The 16,185-nt window shown below is 62.0% G+C and carries 9 protein-coding genes; 5 read left to right on the top strand and 4 right to left on the bottom strand.

Annotation, left to right across the window (positions count from 1 at the left end):
- Nucleotides 1-131: 131 nt before the first annotated feature.
- A complete protein-coding gene (locus HDF16_RS22785) occupies nucleotides 132-575 on the bottom strand; it encodes a hypothetical protein (protein WP_184221980.1) in 444 nt (147 codons plus the stop codon).
- A 127-nt stretch (nucleotides 576-702) separates the two neighbouring features.
- Between HDF16_RS22785 and amaB the strand changes: the two genes are divergently transcribed.
- Entirely contained in the window at nucleotides 703-2,274 is a 1,572-nt protein-coding gene (amaB, locus tag HDF16_RS22780; protein ID WP_184221978.1) for an L-piperidine-6-carboxylate dehydrogenase, read from the top strand.
- Nucleotides 2,275-2,400: 126 nt separating this feature from the next.
- Nucleotides 2,401-4,149 (top strand): patatin-like phospholipase family protein, encoded by a 1,749-nt coding sequence (locus tag HDF16_RS22775; RefSeq protein ID WP_184221976.1) that lies wholly within the window; start codon nucleotides 2,401-2,403, stop codon nucleotides 4,147-4,149.
- A gap of 6 nt (nucleotides 4,150-4,155) precedes the next feature.
- On the opposite strand, the gene HDF16_RS22770 is transcribed toward HDF16_RS22775, so the two are convergent.
- On the bottom strand, nucleotides 4,156-5,604 hold the full coding sequence (locus HDF16_RS22770) for an outer membrane beta-barrel protein (protein WP_246409728.1): 1,449 nt from the start codon (nucleotides 5,602-5,604) through the stop codon (nucleotides 4,156-4,158).
- 162 nt (nucleotides 5,605-5,766) lie between these two features.
- On the opposite strand from HDF16_RS22770, the gene HDF16_RS22765 reads away from it, so the two are divergent.
- Complete coding sequence (locus HDF16_RS22765; protein WP_184221974.1) at nucleotides 5,767-9,060, top strand: alpha-mannosidase; 3,294 nt, start codon at nucleotides 5,767-5,769, stop codon at nucleotides 9,058-9,060.
- 117 nt (nucleotides 9,061-9,177) lie between these two features.
- Here the strand turns inward: HDF16_RS22765 and HDF16_RS22760 are convergent, their stop codons facing one another.
- Nucleotides 9,178-10,527, bottom strand: a complete 1,350-nt coding sequence (locus tag HDF16_RS22760; protein ID WP_184221972.1) for a phospholipase D-like domain-containing protein — start codon at nucleotides 10,525-10,527, stop codon at nucleotides 9,178-9,180.
- A 517-nt stretch (nucleotides 10,528-11,044) separates the two neighbouring features.
- Here HDF16_RS22760 and HDF16_RS22755 point away from each other — a divergent pair.
- The gene (locus tag HDF16_RS22755; protein ID WP_184221970.1) at nucleotides 11,045-12,997 is read left to right on the top strand and encodes a hypothetical protein; all 1,953 of its coding nucleotides are present in this window, start codon (nucleotides 11,045-11,047) and stop codon (nucleotides 12,995-12,997) included.
- A gap of 209 nt (nucleotides 12,998-13,206) precedes the next feature.
- Nucleotides 13,207-14,982: a hypothetical protein gene (locus HDF16_RS22750; protein ID WP_184221968.1), complete on the top strand. Its 1,776-nt coding sequence runs from the start codon at nucleotides 13,207-13,209 to the stop codon at nucleotides 14,980-14,982.
- Between the two features lie 16 nt (nucleotides 14,983-14,998).
- Here HDF16_RS22750 and HDF16_RS22745 read toward each other — a convergent pair whose 3' ends face one another.
- A complete protein-coding gene (locus tag HDF16_RS22745; protein WP_184221966.1) occupies nucleotides 14,999-16,135 on the bottom strand; it encodes a ribonucleotide-diphosphate reductase subunit beta in 1,137 nt (378 codons plus the stop codon).
- Between the last annotated feature and the right edge of the window lie 50 nt (nucleotides 16,136-16,185).

Here is a 16,185-nt window from a genome sequence, read left to right as displayed (position 1 = left end):
GAAACATTCTCCCGCTCTCAGGCCAGAACTTACTCGCAAACAGCAGAAGAAATCGGCAACAACACAAATGCAAAAAGCCCGCCGAAAGTCAGCGGGCTTTTTCAGTTTTCAATTTGTTCCACGGTTCTTACTTAGCGATGCCCACCAGGGTGACCGCCACCGGGCCGTCCGCCGCCAGCAAATCCGCCGGAATGCTCTCCTTCCGGCCCATGTCCTGCCTGACCGACGTGTCCCTGTCCATCCCTAGCCTCATTTCCGCGGAAGTGATTGAAAGCTCCTGATCCACGTTCCGGCATAGGTCCGTGGTAGCCATTGTGCGGATCATAGCGGTTATCGACGTGGCCGTAGAAGCCGCGCGGCCCGTGAAACCATGGCCCTGCTCCGTAGAATCTGCCGCCGACAAACCAGTCCGGGCCGTAGTAGCCATAGGGGGCGCAATCGTACGGCGCGTAGTCAAAGTACCCATACGGGCAAGCAGGTTCAACACCAATACCGATGGATATCTGCGCTGGAGCCACAGACCCAGCACTTAGCAACGCCGCGGTTAGAACAGCAAGAGGCTTCCAGCTAGACATGATCGTTCTCCTAAATTCATTTAAGTTAGATGTCGGCTACATAACCGAGTTGTGCGCAGACACGGATCCCGAATCTGCCAGCCGGGTTACCTCATGACAGACGGATGAGGCATAAACTAAGTTCACTATGTCCGCACTCGCTGAAACGCCGCAAGCCGCAACCGAATCGACGCCACTCTCTTCTGAAGTCCACGCTCTTCTCTCGGAGCTAGGCGTGCCCGCATCCGCCTACACCCACGGCGACCTCCTCGCCCGCTCGCCTATCACCGGCGAGACCCTTGCCCACCTCCCGCAAATTTCGAGCGTCGAGGCGACGGTCGCAATCGGGCTCGCCCACGCTGCCGCCAAGGAGTGGCGCAACGTCCCTGCCCCGCGCCGTGGCGAACTCATCCGCATCCTCGGCGAAGAGCTCCGATTCGCGCTCCCGGCACTAGGTCGGCTAGTAACCATCGAGTCCGGCAAGCTCCTCTCCGAAGGCTTCGGTGAGGTCCAGGAGATGGTCGACATCTGCACCTTCGCCGCCGGCCTATCCCGCCAGCTCGCCGGCCTCACGCTGCCCTCCGAGCGCGCCAACCACCGCATGATGGAGACTTGGCATCCACTCGGCGTCGTCGGCATCATCTCCGCCTTCAACTTCCCCGTCGCCGTCTGGAGCTGGAACGCCGCCCTCGCGCTCGTCTGCGGCAACTCCGTCGTCTGGAAGCCCTCCGAGAAGACGCCGCTCACCGCCTTGGCGACTCAGGCCATCTTCGAGCGCGCCGCCGCGAAGTTCACCGTCGCGACCGGCCACACCATCCCCGAAGGCCTCTCGACCCTGCTCATCGGCGGTGCTCCGATCGGGGAACTCCTCGTCGACTCCCCCCTCATCCCGCTCATCTCCGCGACCGGCTCAACCCGCATGGGGCGCGCCGTCGGCCCGAAGCTGGCCGCCCGCTTCGCCAAGTCCATCCTCGAGTTAGGCGGTAACAACGCCGCCATCGTAGCCCCCTCCGCTGACCTCGACCTCACCCTCCGCGCCGTCGCATTCTCCGCCATGGGTACCGCAGGCCAGCGCTGCACCACACTCCGCCGCCTCATCGTTCACGAAAGCGTCTACGACACCCTCATCCCGCAACTCAAGCGCGTCTACTCCTCAGTCGTCATCGGCGACCCCCGCACCCCCGGCACCCTCGTCGGCCCGCTCATCGACGAAGCCGCCTTCACAGCGATGCAGCAAGCCCTGGTCGCCGCAAAGGAAGACGGAGCAATCATCACCGGCGGCGAACGAGTCGAGATCACGAACCAGCCCGAAGCCTTCTACGTCCGCCCCGCCCTCGTAGAAATCGCGACCCAAACCAATACCGTCAAGCACGAGACCTTCGCCCCCATCCTCTACGTCCTCAAGTACCGCGATCTCGATGAAGCTATCGCTCTCCAGAACGACGTTCCCCAGGGCCTCTCGTCCTCCATCTTCACGTTGAACGTCCGCGAGGCCGAGCTCTTCCTTTCCGCTCGCGGCTCCGACTGCGGCATCGCCAACGTCAATATTGGCACCTCCGGCGCGGAGATCGGCGGGGCTTTCGGCGGCGAAAAAGAAACCGGCGGCGGGCGTGAGTCCGGCTCCGACGCCTGGAAGCAGTACATGCGCCGAGCCACCAACACCATCAACTTCGGCACCGACCTTCCTCTTGCCCAGGGGGTCAGCTTCTATATCGGCTAGCCCGCGCTCCTGACAGACGCCACGTAACGATCCCGCAACCGCGCACACGATAGCTCATCGACGCGGCTTGGCACTCGTGTATAAAGGCCGCGTCGCTTTATCCCAATCAGGCAGGAGCTTCCCCCCATGCCCCCGTTCAAACTTGGCATCAACATGGCCGGAGCCGTCTCCGCCGGAGCCTACACCGCGGGCGTCCTCGACTTCCTCACCGAGGTGCTCGACGACTGGTACGCCCAGAAAAAAGTCGACCCCACTGTCCCCACCCACGACATCTCCATCGAAGTCTTCACCGGCGCCTCCGCCGGCGGCATGTGCGCCGCCATCTCCGCCATCCTCCTGCAGGACGACTTTGAGCACATCTCCGACACCTCCAAGACCGGCACCACCAACCGCTTTTACGAGAGCTGGGTCAATCGCATCGACATCCAGCCGCTTCTCGGCAGCGACGACCTCGCCGACCCAAAATCCACCGTCGACTCACTCCTCGACTCCACCATCATCGAGCAGATCGCGGAGTACGCCCTGACCCGCAAAAATCCGCTCCCCGAGCCTCGCCCCTACGTATCACCCAACCTCAACATCTTTCTCTCGCTCACCAATCTCCGCGGCGTCCCCTACTCCATCGTCAGCGTCGCTCCCGGCTCGGTCGAAGAGTCCACCTTCTTCTACGGCGACCGCATCCGCTTCCAACTCGAATCCGCCAAATCCTTCCCCGCCTATCCGCCGCCGCCGCTCCCCGACCGCATCCTCGACGTCAACCCCGCTGCCATGTCCTATCCGCCCACCCTCGCCTGGAAGACCCTTCAGACCGCCGCCATGGCCACCGGCGCCTTCCCCGTCTTCCTCAAGCCACGCGTCCTTCCGCGCTTCCAGGCAGAGTACTGCCCGCCCGGCTGGGAAGCAGTCGCCACCGCCGACAGCACTTCGACCCCGACCGGTCCGCCGCACTTCCCGCCCGCCATGCCCGATCCCTTCAAGACCGTAAACGTCGACGGAGGCGTCACCAACAACGATCCCTTCAACTACGCTCACGACTTCCTGCTCGCATCGTCCTGCCCCGTGCCCGGTGCGAAACATCTCATTAGCGACGCCGTCGAGACCGACCGCGCCGTCCTCAGCATCGCTCCCTTCCCCACCACGCAGGCCTACGACTCCGTCTACGACCCGGCAAGACAATCGGCCGTCATCCGCGCCCTGCCCGCGCTCTTCGGAGCCCTCATCTCCCAGTCCCGCTTCTTCGGTCAATCCCTCAGCAAACTCCTCGGCGGAGCCAGCTTCAGCAACTTCATCATCGCCCCATCCGACGACGACCTCCGCAAGCAGCACCTCGCCGACCCAACCAGGACGCCACCCGCCCTCCAATGCGCCGCCCTCAGTGCCTTCGGAGGCTTCTTCGAGCGCGGCTTCCGTGCCCACGACTTCGCCCTCGGCCGCCGTAACTGTCAGAAGTTCCTCCTGGATCACTTCCTTCTGCCCCAGGACAACGTCATCATCGCCCCATCGCTACCGTCGGACCCCGCCGCCCTGGCCGCCCTCATCGCCCGCTACGGCCGCCCCGACCCCACTCCGCCGGACGCCTCGAAGACCTCCGCCGCGCCCGGCAAACCCTGGCTGCCTATCGTTCCCATCTGCTCTCCGCATCTCCGTGAGCCTATCCCCGAGGTCCCCCGCTTCCAGATGCGCGAGGCCAAGCTCGACATCATCGTAGACCTCATCTTCAAGCGTTTCCGCGCTGTCATCGCCAAGCTCATCGCTCCCGCACCCTGGGCCCTCCGCGCCTTCCTCTCACCGGGGCCAATGATCGTCTCCTGCCTCGCGAAGGGCGCACTCAGGAGGGCTCTGGTCAAACAGCTCGGCGACTCCTACAAAGCCTGATGTCGTTTAGAAGTGAACAATCAAATCGGTCGCAAACGTGAACTGGTTCGACCTCGTCCCTTTGTCATACCCCGGCCGATCCCACGCATGATCGAACCGTACCTCCGGCCGTATCTGCACCGTCGATCCCACCCAGTGACTCAGCATCACCGTGCCTTCGCTGTACTTCGTTGCCGTCCCCGTCCGCTGCCCCTTCTTGTCATTCAAAAAATCGCTGCGAAACGAAATAAAATCATGCGCCGATAACTGCCGGTTCGCATAGTTCACCATCGCCCACTCCGGGGCAAGACACTTCACCTCACCCGCCCTGCAAGCCGCTCCAGTCGTCCCTTTCTCGACTGCGATCGGACCCGTCACACTCGGCACATCGCGCTCATACATCGCGTAAGCCTCCGTCGCAAAGTGCCAGTTCTTCCCGACCTTGTGATACCAGGTCCCGTCGTACATCTGTAGATTGTTGAACGCATACTCCCCGTCGTTGATGCCGTTCGCGCAGAGATAGAAGTTATCGTTCACGCTCTTCGTCGTATAGTTCACGCACCCCGTAAACGACGGCTTCGCATCCGGAGTCCACAACGCCACATCGTGGCTCCCCGTTAGCCCCGCCTGCACCAGCCACTGGTCGTTCAATTGGATCGTCGCCAGCACTCCCGTATCGGTGAACGGATCAATTGAGTACAGCAGCGAGTGGCTGAAGTCATAGTTATTCGGCGTCAACTGCGCCTCAATCCCGGGTATAGAGATCCACCGCCCCACCCGCACATTCATCCCCTTCGCCAAATGCGGAAAGTAGACATCCACATACTCCAGCACCGGATCGAAACCATATTGCCGGTCGTGATCGATCAGTTGACTGCTCAGATAACCCTTGTCGGTCGTAGACCGATAGTCCGTCCCGAAGAATGAAGTCAAGTGAAAGCCCCAGTCGATATGCTCCCGCTGCACCGTGTCCGGCAGCCGCTCCACGTACACCACGAACTGATTCATCTCGAGCCGGTTCGAGTACACATCATTCGTCTCCGGATAGTTCCTATCCCTCGACGTACTCAAATTGAACGTTGGCTCAACCCATCCATACATTTTTATCCGGCTCTTCGCCCCGTTGATCGCAGTCATCAGCGGATACACATTCGTGTCCGCCTCGCCAATCTGCGGTGATCCGCCATAGGACCAGTCCACATTTGGAAATGGGGGCGAACTCAACGGCGAAGGCAATCCTCGTCGTGGCGCAGGAGGCCCCGAAGCCGCCGTCCCCTTGAAATCCTCTGAGTAGAATCTCTCCAACCGACGTAGAAATCCATCCGTCGACGTGCTTGCAGGGCCTTCAACACTCGCTGCTGTCTGGGCAAATGCAGCAAGTGAAAGCATTGCCCACAAACCACTCCCGATCACCCACCCCGACCTTCGCCGCACCTTCGACCTGCTCTCCTGCTTGCTCTCCGGGTTCAACTTCATCCAGGTCACAAGCGCTCATTAATCATAAGATTCAACACATAAAGAAACCGTCAATGTCATCGGGGCCCCTGTGACAGATACATCCGCCAGCCGCAAAATGTTATCTTCGGTACCGGTCGGGCAAACGCTTGTCCCGGTCGCCAATTTTGCTCAAGGTGGTCTATGCGCGCTCCGTTCCTCGCCTCACTTCTCTCGGTCTCCTGCCTCCTTCCTGCGCTCGCGACCGCTCAGTTCGGCCAGCAGCCTCCCGCGCCCCAGGCCACCCTTGACCCCGCAGCCACAGCCACCATCGACCGTCTCGGCTCCCTCGGCAGCTTCCCCGCCGTCGAATGGCGCTTCCACCCCGCCGACATCGCCCACGGCGAAGACCCCAAGCTCGACGACTCATCTTGGTCCGTCGCCAAGACCCCGCGCAACACGACGGATCACGAGGCCATCTGGTATCGCGCCCGCCTCACCGTCCCCAAGACCCTAAACGGCTACGACCTCGCCGGCACCCGCATCTGGATTCGCTTCGATGTCGGCGCGAACGGCCCCATGCCCGAGATCCTCTACTTCGATGGCCGCCGCGTGGCTCTCGGCGAAGACCTCGAACAGACCGTCCTCTTCGAAAACGCCAAGCCAGGCGACTCCGTCCTCGTGGCCGTCAAGCTCCTGCACACCAACGACGACAAGACCTTCAACGGCGTCAAGATGCACATTGACATGGCCCCCGGCCGTCCGAATCCTCTTGACCTCCGCACCCAGTTCGAAGTCGCGCAGAAGCTCCTGCCCTGGGTGGGAGACCACCACGGCACCGCCGACCCCGGCAACCTCTCCACCCTCAACTCCGCAATCAAGGCCGTCGATCTCTCCGCCCTCGACAAATCCGACCAGACCGCCTTCGATGCCTCCCTCACCAAGTCCCTCTCGCTCCTCGAACCCCTCCGCCCCATCCTGCAAAAAGACACCCTCCACATGACCGGCAACTCGCACATCGACGCCGCGTGGCTCTGGCCCGAGTCCGAGACCATCGACGTCGTCCGCCGCACCTTCTCCACCGCATTGCAGTTGATGAACGAGTACCCGGACTACACCTACACCCAGTCCGCCGCCCAGTACAACGAGTGGATGGCCGACAAGTACCCGGCCATGGACGCCGAGATCAAGCAGCGCATCAAGGAAGGCCGCTGGGAGGTCGTCGGCGGCATGTGGGTCGAGCCCGACCTCAACCTCCCGGACGGCGAATCCCAGGTCCGGTCACTTCTCCTAGGCAAGCGCTGGTTCAAGCAGCACTACGGCGTCGACGTCCGCATCGGCTGGAACCCCGACTCCTTCGGCTATAACTGGCAGCTCCCCCAGATCTACAAGCGCTCCGGCGTCGACTACTTCGTCACCCAGAAGATGACCTGGAACGACACCAACCAGCTCCCCTTCAAACTCTTCTGGTGGCAGTCGCCGGACGGCAGCAAGGTCCTCAGCTACTTCCCTCACGACTACTCGAATGACAACCTCGACCCCGTCCGGCTCTCCGGCGATCTCGCCGTCGCTCGTGAACGCGCCCCCGGCATGACGACGATGATGGACCTCTACGGCATCGGCGACCACGGCGGCGGACCGACACGCACCATCCTCGACCAGGGCGAACACTGGGCCCACGCCGACAACGCTGTCACGCCCCAGATGCACTTCGGCCTCGCCCAGACCTTCTTCACCGCCGCCGAACAGACCATCGCCGCCGAATCAAAAACCTGGAACTACCAGTCCATCGCCAAGGGCTACAACTTCCCCACGCCTGAAGCCGGCAAGATGGTCATCCCCACCTGGAAGGACGAGATGTATTTCGAGTACCATCGCGGCGTCCAGACCACCCAGGCTCAGCACAAGCGCAACATGCGCGAGGCCGAAGAGAACACCCTCAACGCCGAAAAGCTCTCGTCGATCGCCTGGCTCTACGGCGACGCTTACCCCAACGCCCAGTTCACCGACGCCTGGAAGAAAATCGCCTTCAACGGCTTCCACGACCTTGCCGCCGGCTCCGGCATCGGCATCATCTACAAGGACGCCCAGAAAGAGTTCGACATGGTCCGCCTCGAAGACGCCGAGGCCGCACAGCATGCGCTCAACTCCATCGCTGCCCGCATCGACACCGGCGAAGAGCCCGGCACTCCTGTCCTCGTGACCAACCCGCTGGCATGGCCCCGCGACGGCCTGGTCCGCCTCGAAGTCCAGCTCCCGAAGCCCGACGGCGAACCCTCGGTCCGCGATGCAAACGGCAACGTCCTTACCTCGCAGATCATCGCCGCCGACCCTAAGACGAACCGCTTCACCCTTGAAGTCCTGACCAATAAAACTCCCAGCATGGGCTACCAGGTCCTTCATGTCACAACAGCCGAGCACCTGGCCGGCGTAGGCTACGCTGCAACCTCTTCCAAGCTCGAAAACGGCAACCTCCGCGTCGCCGTCGATCCCACCACCGGCTGCATCACCAGCCTCGTCAATAAGAAGTCCAACTTCGAAGCCATCGCCCCGAAGTCCTGCGGCAACCAGCTCCAGGCCTTCAAGGACACCCCCAAGGACTACGACGCCTGGAACATCGACTACGGCACCTTCGATCACCCCATGCCCATCGACAAGGTCGACTCCATCAAGCTCATCGAGAGTGGCCCGGTTCGTTCAACCATCCGAATCGAACGCACCTGGCAGAGCTCGCACTTCACCCAGGACATCTCGCTGGCCGCTAACGCCGACACCGTCGTCATCGACAACACCGTCGACTGGCACGAGACCCACATCCTCCTCAAGGCCGCCTTCCCGCTAGCCGCATCCGGCCCCATGGCTACCTTCGAGATTCCCTACGGCACCATCCAGCGGCCTACAACGCGGAATAATTCATGGGAGTCCGCGAAGTTCGAAGTTCCTGCCCTCCGCTGGGCCGACCTCAGCGATGCCCACAACGGCTTCTCTCTTCTCAACGAAGAGAAGTACGGGTACGACGCCATCGGCAACACCCTCCGCCTCTCACTCCTACGCTCGCCCACATGGCCTGACCCCGAAGCCGACCGCGGCATCCAGCACTTCCGCTACGCTCTCTACCCGCACGCCGGAACCTGGCAGCAGGCCATGACCGAGCGCAAGGGCTACGAGCTCAACTACCCCCTGCAGGCCTCGGTCGTCGAAGCCCACATGGGCTCCCTCGCGTCCTCGCACTCCTTCGTTTCGGTCGACGACGACAACGTCATCCTCACCGCCATCAAGAAGTCCGAGGACACCAACTCCCTCATCCTCCGCGTCTACGACTGGTCCGGCAAGTCCTCCAGCGCGAAGTTCACACTGCCCCCCGGCGCAACCTCCGCCACCGAGGTCAACCTCATGGAGCAACCCATCGGCGAATCCATCTCGGTCACCAACAACACCGCAACCTTACCCGTAGGCCCCTTCGAAATCAAAACCCTCCGCGTCGACTACCCCCACTAAACTCGGTGCCCCACGTCTCGCTCCTGAGACGTGGGTTATCACGCAGCAACAAATCTGTGCCCCATTCATCGCAGCTTCATCGCGATGAATGGGAAAGCCACAAACGCGCTGCACCGTTCAGCTCTGGCTCTCCAGCGCCTCCCCCAACAAATCCTCCAATTTGCCCAGCGGAGTCCGATCCCGCATCATCGCCAGCGTCAGCGGTTCGCTCACCTTCAAGTCCTCCGCAAAATCGCCCTCGATCGTCGCAGCCAACTCACGATCCAGCACGGCCATGTTCACTTCGTCATTCAGCGCAAACGACCGGTGATCGAAGTTCGTCGACCCAATCACGCACCACATCCCATCCACCGTCAGCAACTTCGCGTGGATCATCGCCGGCTGATACTCGAAGATCTCCGCTCCCGCCGTCAGCAGATGCCGGCTGCTCCGCCGGCTCAGCGTCCGGATGAACTTGTGGTCAATATGCGGCCCAGCCGTCAGAATCTGTACGCTCACCCCACGCTTCTCCACCGCTTCGATCAGTGCCTCACGCGCCGACTTGTCCGGCAAAAAATACGGCGTCGTGATCCGAATCGTCTTCCGCGCACTCTTGATCAACGCCTGAAATAAAATCCTCGCCTGCGTTCCGCCACCCCTCGGCGTACTAGAAACCACAAAGCTCTCCGAGCCCTCAGGCATCGCCTTGAACCCGAACTGCTTCGGTCCCGAAAGTATCTCTCCCGAAGCCTCCAGCCAGTTTTCGCTGAACGCCGAGATCATCCCCGCAACCGCCTCGCCCTCCACACAAAAGACCGTATCCCGCCACGCCGGCTCCCGCTTTGTCGCCTCAATCCACTGGTCGGCCACTCCCGCGCCGCCCATAAACCCTGTCTCTCCATCGATGATCAGCAGCTTGCGATGAGTCCTCTGGTTCAGCTCCTGCCACGTATCCCAACGCAGAGGGTGATACCAGTACATCTGCCCTCCCGCCCGCCGCAGTTCGTCGAAGTACCGGTCGCTCGTATCGAGGCTCCCCACAGCATCGACGATCACCCGCACCTCGACGCCCGCCTGCGCCCGTTCCGTCAGCGCAGCCACCACCTCCGCACTCACCCAACCTTCAAGGAACTCGTAAAACTCCAGGTTGATCGAGTGCTTCGCTTTGCTGATGGCCGCGATGTACTCGGGATAGAACTCCGCGCCATTCTTCAACCGCTTCAGCCTCGACCGCCGCCGCGTCCCATCCGTCACCAGGCTGAGAAATTGAATGAACTCCTCCGAGTCCAGCGGCGCTCCAAGATCTTCGTTGATCGCAAATCTCGGCTGCGGCCCAAAGAGATTGAGCAGCACCTTCGCCCCATACAGCGCCACCGCCCCAGCACCAATCACCGCCAAACCCCGAACTATACCGCTCGTTGAATCTGCCTGCCGCTTCTCACCCATCCCCGCAGAATACACAGCGTCCAACTCGCGTGCCTCATTCATCCCAGGACCTGTGCTCCATTCACCGCAAACTGTGCGCCCCATTCATCGCAGTTTCATCGCGATGAGTGGGACTAACCACAAACGCCGGGTGCCCCATCCATGACTCGCTTTTGGTCATGGGTGGGACATTCGTGCAGAGCACGAGCCGCTTTCCTCCTGCTCCACCCAAACCCTGTCATCCTGAGCGGAGTTTGGCACGCTCTTGTGCCAAACGGAGTCGAAGGACCTGCTTTTCCTCCGCGCCACCACTCCCCGAGCCGAGCGCAACCTGCCACCAGATTTCTCTTGACCCCACACTCAATCCAGCTATCCTGTCCCCGACACCGAACAGCGCGTTTCGCCGTCCCCAAGCTCCCGAATTGAAACGTTCCCTCTCAGCCGTACACCATGGGAAGCGCTTTCCAGACCCTCCAGTTGGTCTGGCTCTCCCAGGTCGTAACTCAGTCGACCGTGACTGCACCTTAGCAAGATCAGCACGACCAGGGCCCGATACCACACCACTTCCAAGAGGTGCTCCGTGATCGTTCTCCCCCGTCTCGCTGCCGCCGCACTTCTGTTCACGCTTCCGGCACTCGCGCAGACACTCCCCGCCGTCACCACCCGAGCCTTCACCAACGACCGCGCCGGTGCCAACACCCACGAGACCATCCTCACGCCAAACGTCCTGCTCACCAAAGGCCTCGTCCGCACGACCACCATCCCCGTCGTCGGCGATGCGCGCGGCACCGAATGTCAGCCCCTCATCCTGCCCGGCGTGAAACTTCCCGACGGCACTACTCACGACATCATGGTCCTGCCCTCCATGGCCAACGTCGTCCGTGGCGTCGACGCCCACACCGGCGCGGCCATCTGGCAGACACCCGCGCTAGGCCGCCCCGTCGACGGCGGCGCAGCCATCGACTTCCACCTCATCAACGACAAGTGGGGCGTCCTCTCCACCGGCGTCATCGACCCCGACACCAAGCTCGTCTACCTCGTCGCCTGGATCTCGCCGGACGGTACGCCGGCGAATGGCGTCCACTTCATCTACACCCTCGATGTCGCTACCGGCAACCAGACCAAGCCTCCGGTCTCGCTCGCCGGCCTCACCAACGGCACTCAGACCTACTCCGCCACAATGCGCAAACAGCGCAGCTCGCTGGTGCTGACCAACATCAACAGCCGCAAGACCGTCTTCTTCGCCTACGGAACGGTCCAGGAAACAGGCCGCAACGCCGCCGGTGCCATCATCGCCTTCGATGTCGCGTCGAACACCATCACCGCCTTCCTACCCATGTCCGAAGGCATCGGCGCAGGCATCTGGATGGGCGGCCAGGGCGTTGCCGCAGACTCTGATGGCTTCCTCTACGGCGTTACCGGAAACGGCTCGTTCAACGGCGTCAACGACTTCGGCGAGACCATCTTCAAGGCCCAGTACACGCCTCCCACCACCGGCAGCACCAAAGGTTCCCTCGCCATCGTTAGCCACTGGAGCCCCTACTCCGACGCCGGCCGTGTCGGCAGGGATCCCACCCAGTCCGGCCCCGCCCCACCCGTCACCGCCAAGCTCGCCGGCGAGAGCGCTCCGTCGGAAGAGATGGCCGCCATGCCGGTCGGCGGAGGCATGTCCGTCTCGCTCGCCGGCGCGAAGGTCGTCACCACCTTCGACCAGAACACCGGCGCGGCTGTCCCTCTCGTCTTCCCCGCCGACCGCAACAACGGTGCCTGGAACGATGAAGACCTCGGCTCTGCCGGCTGCACCCTCATCGCCAAATCCGCCAAGCGCCCACTTCAGAAGACCGGCCTCTTACTCTGCTCCGGCAAAGATGGCATCGGCTACGTCCTCAACACCTCGAACCTCGGCAACACCATGCCCGCTGACTTCGCCAATGCCAAAACCAACTGCGCGAAACTCGCCGCACCACCCGTCTGGCTCACCTCCTCACCTGGCCCGGTCGATCCCTGTCCCCAGGACACCACCACCCTCAACTTCATGCCCTGGGGCAAGACCCGCCACCTCCACATGACGCCCGTCCAATACCAGAGTCCCACCCGTGGCATGACGCTCTTCGTCTGGGGCGAAAACTCCCAGCTCCACGCCTGGCAGATGTCCGCCACGGGTTCCCTGAAATACCTCGCCCAGGGCAATGAGATCGCCTCCATCGAAAGCTTCAACTCTCCCGGGGGCATGCCCGGCGGCTTCTGCTCTCTCTCCAGCAACAACAACACCCTCGGCACCGCCATCGTCTGGTGCAGCATCCCCTACGGCGACGGCAACGCCCGCATCACCAACGGGCGCCTCCTCGCCTACGACGCCGAAAACTTTATCACCAACACCGCCAACGGCAATAAGACACTCAAAGTCCTCTGGGACTCGCAGCGCTTCGGCGTCCCCTACGTCTTCAACAAGTTCATGCCGCCCATCGTCTGGGACGGCCAGGTCTATCTCCCCAACTACAACGGAGGCGTCGATGTCTACGCCATCCCGTAATGAGTCTGCCTCTGAAATGTGTAAAGGTCTGCTGTGATGATCATCGATGCTCTACGAATATCCGTCATCCTGAGCGAAGGTTGGCTCGGCTTTACCGTGCCAACCGAAGTCGAAGGACCCCGAGACCGCGCATACCGCTTGGACCTTTTGGCCCAGGAGTCCAGCCCTCAACCCGGCCCAACTCAGCCAGAAAAAGCCGGAGCCTTCCCATGGCAATAGGCCTCATAGCCTGGGCCCGCTTCCCAGGCCCCGCCGCTGGACAGCGTATTACCGTCCCCGCCCCCAACACCGATCCCGGCAAGCCCTTCCTCTGGGACTTCCTCCACTCCGAAGCAACCGCCATTGCCTCCAGCTTTGACATCGTTCAACTGCCGCCCTGGTCCCTCGCGGAAGGCGGCGCGTCGCCCGGGTCTGACGGCTACGGTCTCTTCGAACGCCGCAACCTTAACGGAACGCGCTACGGCTCACTCGAGAGCCTGATGGCTGCCATCGCCGCACTCAACGCCCACGGCTGCCAGACCTACGGCGACCTCGTCCTCCACCAGATGAGCGGCGAAAACGGCGGCCCCGGCATCTTCAAGTACTCCGGCAAAGATGGCAATAAGGTCGCTCGCGGCCAGACTGCGCCCGGATGGTTCCGCGGCGGCCTCGGCGGCAACGACCCCATCCCTCCCTTCCGCCCCGAAGACGATGTCCCCGATCGCCCCGACGACGAGCCCTTTGGCCGCGAACTCTCCTATCAGAACGCCATCCCCGCCGGAGTCACCGAAGACGACGCAAAGAATTACCTCACTTGGGTCCACGCCCGCACCGGGGCCGTCGGCTTTCGCTTCGACGACACCAAGGGCACCCACGCCCAGTCCGTCCGTCGCATCATGGACGCCCTTCCCGCCACCCCGTTCTACAGCGAATACTTCGATGGCAACCCCGCCAACCTCAACACCTGGGCCACTCAGCAGCCCATGAATGGCCGCTCCGCTGTCCAGGACTTCCCTCTCCACTTCCGCATCCAGGCCGCCTGTGACAACTTCGACGCCACCCAGCTTGAGCAGGGTGGCGCAGGCTACTTCGAATGGAACTCAGGCCTCTCTGTCGGCTTTGTCGACAACCCCGACACCGATACCAGCCCCGGCCAACAGGTCGTCTTCAACAAGGGCCTGGCTTACGCCTATCTACTCTCGCTCCCCCTCCGCCTCGCCCTCGTCTACGGCAAGGACTACTTCCCCGCCTCCGTCTGGCCCGGCGCCTACGGCCTCCATACCCTCATCGACAACCTCACCTGGATCTCCCGCACCTTCGCCTTCGGTGCCTATCAAGTCCTCTGGCTCGACCGCGACGTCCACGTCGCCTCGCGCGACGGCAACGGCGGTGCCGCCGGCAACAGCGGAGGCCTTCTGACCGCCCTCAACTTCAACACCCTCTCCCCGCGCACCATCACCTGCGCCACGCCCTTCGGCCCCAACCGCCAGCTTCACGACTACACCGGCCATCACGGCGACATCACCACCGACAACAACGGCAACGCCACCTTCACGATTCCCTCAAACGCCTTCGCCAGCGGCCAGTCCTACCTCTGTTTCGCGCCCGGCGGCGTCAACGAAGCCTTCAGCAACCGCTCCCGATCCACCACCCAGAGCTACTTCGGCATCTTCGACCTCGATGTCCGCCCAGCGATGAACGGTACCCACATCCTTCCGCAGCGAGTCTGTTGCGCCAAGGGCAGCCACATCTCGATCGCTTTATCGCTGCATGGTGCTCACGACGCTCTGCCAAAAGGCTGGGCTATCAATGCCACCGTCACCGACAAAGACGACGTCCTCATCGCCCAACTACGCATCGGCACGGCCTCAACCATCGCCCCACCGAAGGCCCTCGGCAAAGCCACGCAAACGGGATGGCATACGGTGACCGTGGAAGGCTTCAACATCCCAGCAGACGGCGCAGGCTACCGCCTCGACATCAACTACACCGGCCATCCAGCCTAAGTAGAAGGGGGGGCGGTTACTCCCACCCCAACGACCCACCCGTCTGATACTCAATCACCCGCGTCTCGAAGAAGTTCTTCTCCTTCTTCAGATCGATCGCCTCACTCATCCACGGAAAGGGATTCTCCACCTCCGCGAACACCGGTCCCAGCCCGATCTGTGCGCAGCGACGGTTCGCGATGAAGTGCATGTACTGCTCGCAAAGCCCCGCACTCAGCCCTAGGAACCCGTTCGGCATCGTATCGCGTCCATAAGCCGCCTCAAGCTCCGCGCCAGAGCGCAGCATCCCGCGAACCTCTTCCTGGAACTCCTCACTCCAAAGCGCCGGGTTCTCTGCCTTGATCTGGTTGATCACGTCGATCCCGAAGTTCAGGTGGATGCTCTCATCGCGCAGGATGTACTGGTACTGCTCCGCGATACCAACCATCTTGTTCCGCCGCCCAAGCGACAGAATTTGCGCGAATCCGGTATAAAACCACATGCCTTCAAAGACGACGTAGAACGCGATCAGATCCCGCAGAAACGCACGATCATTCTCGATCGTACCTGTCTCAAACAACGGATCCGAAAGCGCCTGGGTGTACTTGATCGCCCACTCCGCCTTGCGGGTGATCGAAGGCACCTCGCGATACATATTGAAGAGCTCGCCCTCATTCAGGCCAAGGCTCTCCACGATGTATTGGAACGTATGCGTATGCACCGCCTCTTCGAACGCCTGCCGCAGCAGGTACTGGCGGCACTCCGGGTTCGTCAGATGCCGATAGATCGCCAGCACGATGTTGTTCGCCACCAACGACTCCGACGCCGCGAAGAAGCCGAGGTTGCGCTTGATCGCGCGGCGCTCGTCTTCGGTCAGCCCATTCGGGCTCTTCCATACCGCAATGTCCGCCTGCATGGAGACCTCAGTAGGCATCCAGTGATTGTTGCAGCCGGAAAGATACTTCTCCCACGCCCACCGGTACTTCAGCGGCAGCAACTGGTTCACGTCTGCGCGGCAATTGATCATCGCCTTCTGATCGACCCGCACCCGAGAGCCCGATACCACGGGCTCAACCGCCAGAACGCTCTCAACCACAGGAGCAGCAGTCGCAACCGGCACCGCTACCGGCTGAACCTTTTCTTCTACTTCAACTTCCGCCCAATCCAATCCCATAGCACTCCCCCTTTTTCCCAATCGTCAAAATCCGTCATCCTGAGCGAAGG

The sequence above is a fragment of the Granulicella aggregans genome, from assembly GCF_014203275.1.
Lineage (GTDB): Bacteria > Acidobacteriota > Terriglobia > Terriglobales > Acidobacteriaceae > Edaphobacter.
This window is presented reverse-complemented; position numbering and strand designations above follow the sequence as displayed.

What these genes read in the sequence shown, in the direction of transcription:
- HDF16_RS22785 (WP_184221980.1), bottom strand. Translation starts at nt 575, where the DNA reads ATGTCTAGCTGGAAGCCTCTTGCTGTTCTAACCGCGGCGTTGCTAAGT.
- amaB (WP_184221978.1), top strand. Translation starts at nt 703, where the DNA reads ATGTCCGCACTCGCTGAAACGCCGCAAGCCGCAACCGAATCGACGCCA.
- HDF16_RS22775 (WP_184221976.1), top strand. Translation starts at nt 2,401, where the DNA reads ATGCCCCCGTTCAAACTTGGCATCAACATGGCCGGAGCCGTCTCCGCC.
- HDF16_RS22770 (WP_246409728.1), bottom strand. Translation starts at nt 5,604, where the DNA reads ATGAAGTTGAACCCGGAGAGCAAGCAGGAGAGCAGGTCGAAGGTGCGG.
- HDF16_RS22765 (WP_184221974.1), top strand. Translation starts at nt 5,767, where the DNA reads ATGCGCGCTCCGTTCCTCGCCTCACTTCTCTCGGTCTCCTGCCTCCTT.
- HDF16_RS22760 (WP_184221972.1), bottom strand. Translation starts at nt 10,527, where the DNA reads ATGAATGAGGCACGCGAGTTGGACGCTGTGTATTCTGCGGGGATGGGT.
- HDF16_RS22750 (WP_184221968.1), top strand. Translation starts at nt 13,207, where the DNA reads ATGGCAATAGGCCTCATAGCCTGGGCCCGCTTCCCAGGCCCCGCCGCT.
- HDF16_RS22745 (WP_184221966.1), bottom strand. Translation starts at nt 16,135, where the DNA reads ATGGGATTGGATTGGGCGGAAGTTGAAGTAGAAGAAAAGGTTCAGCCG.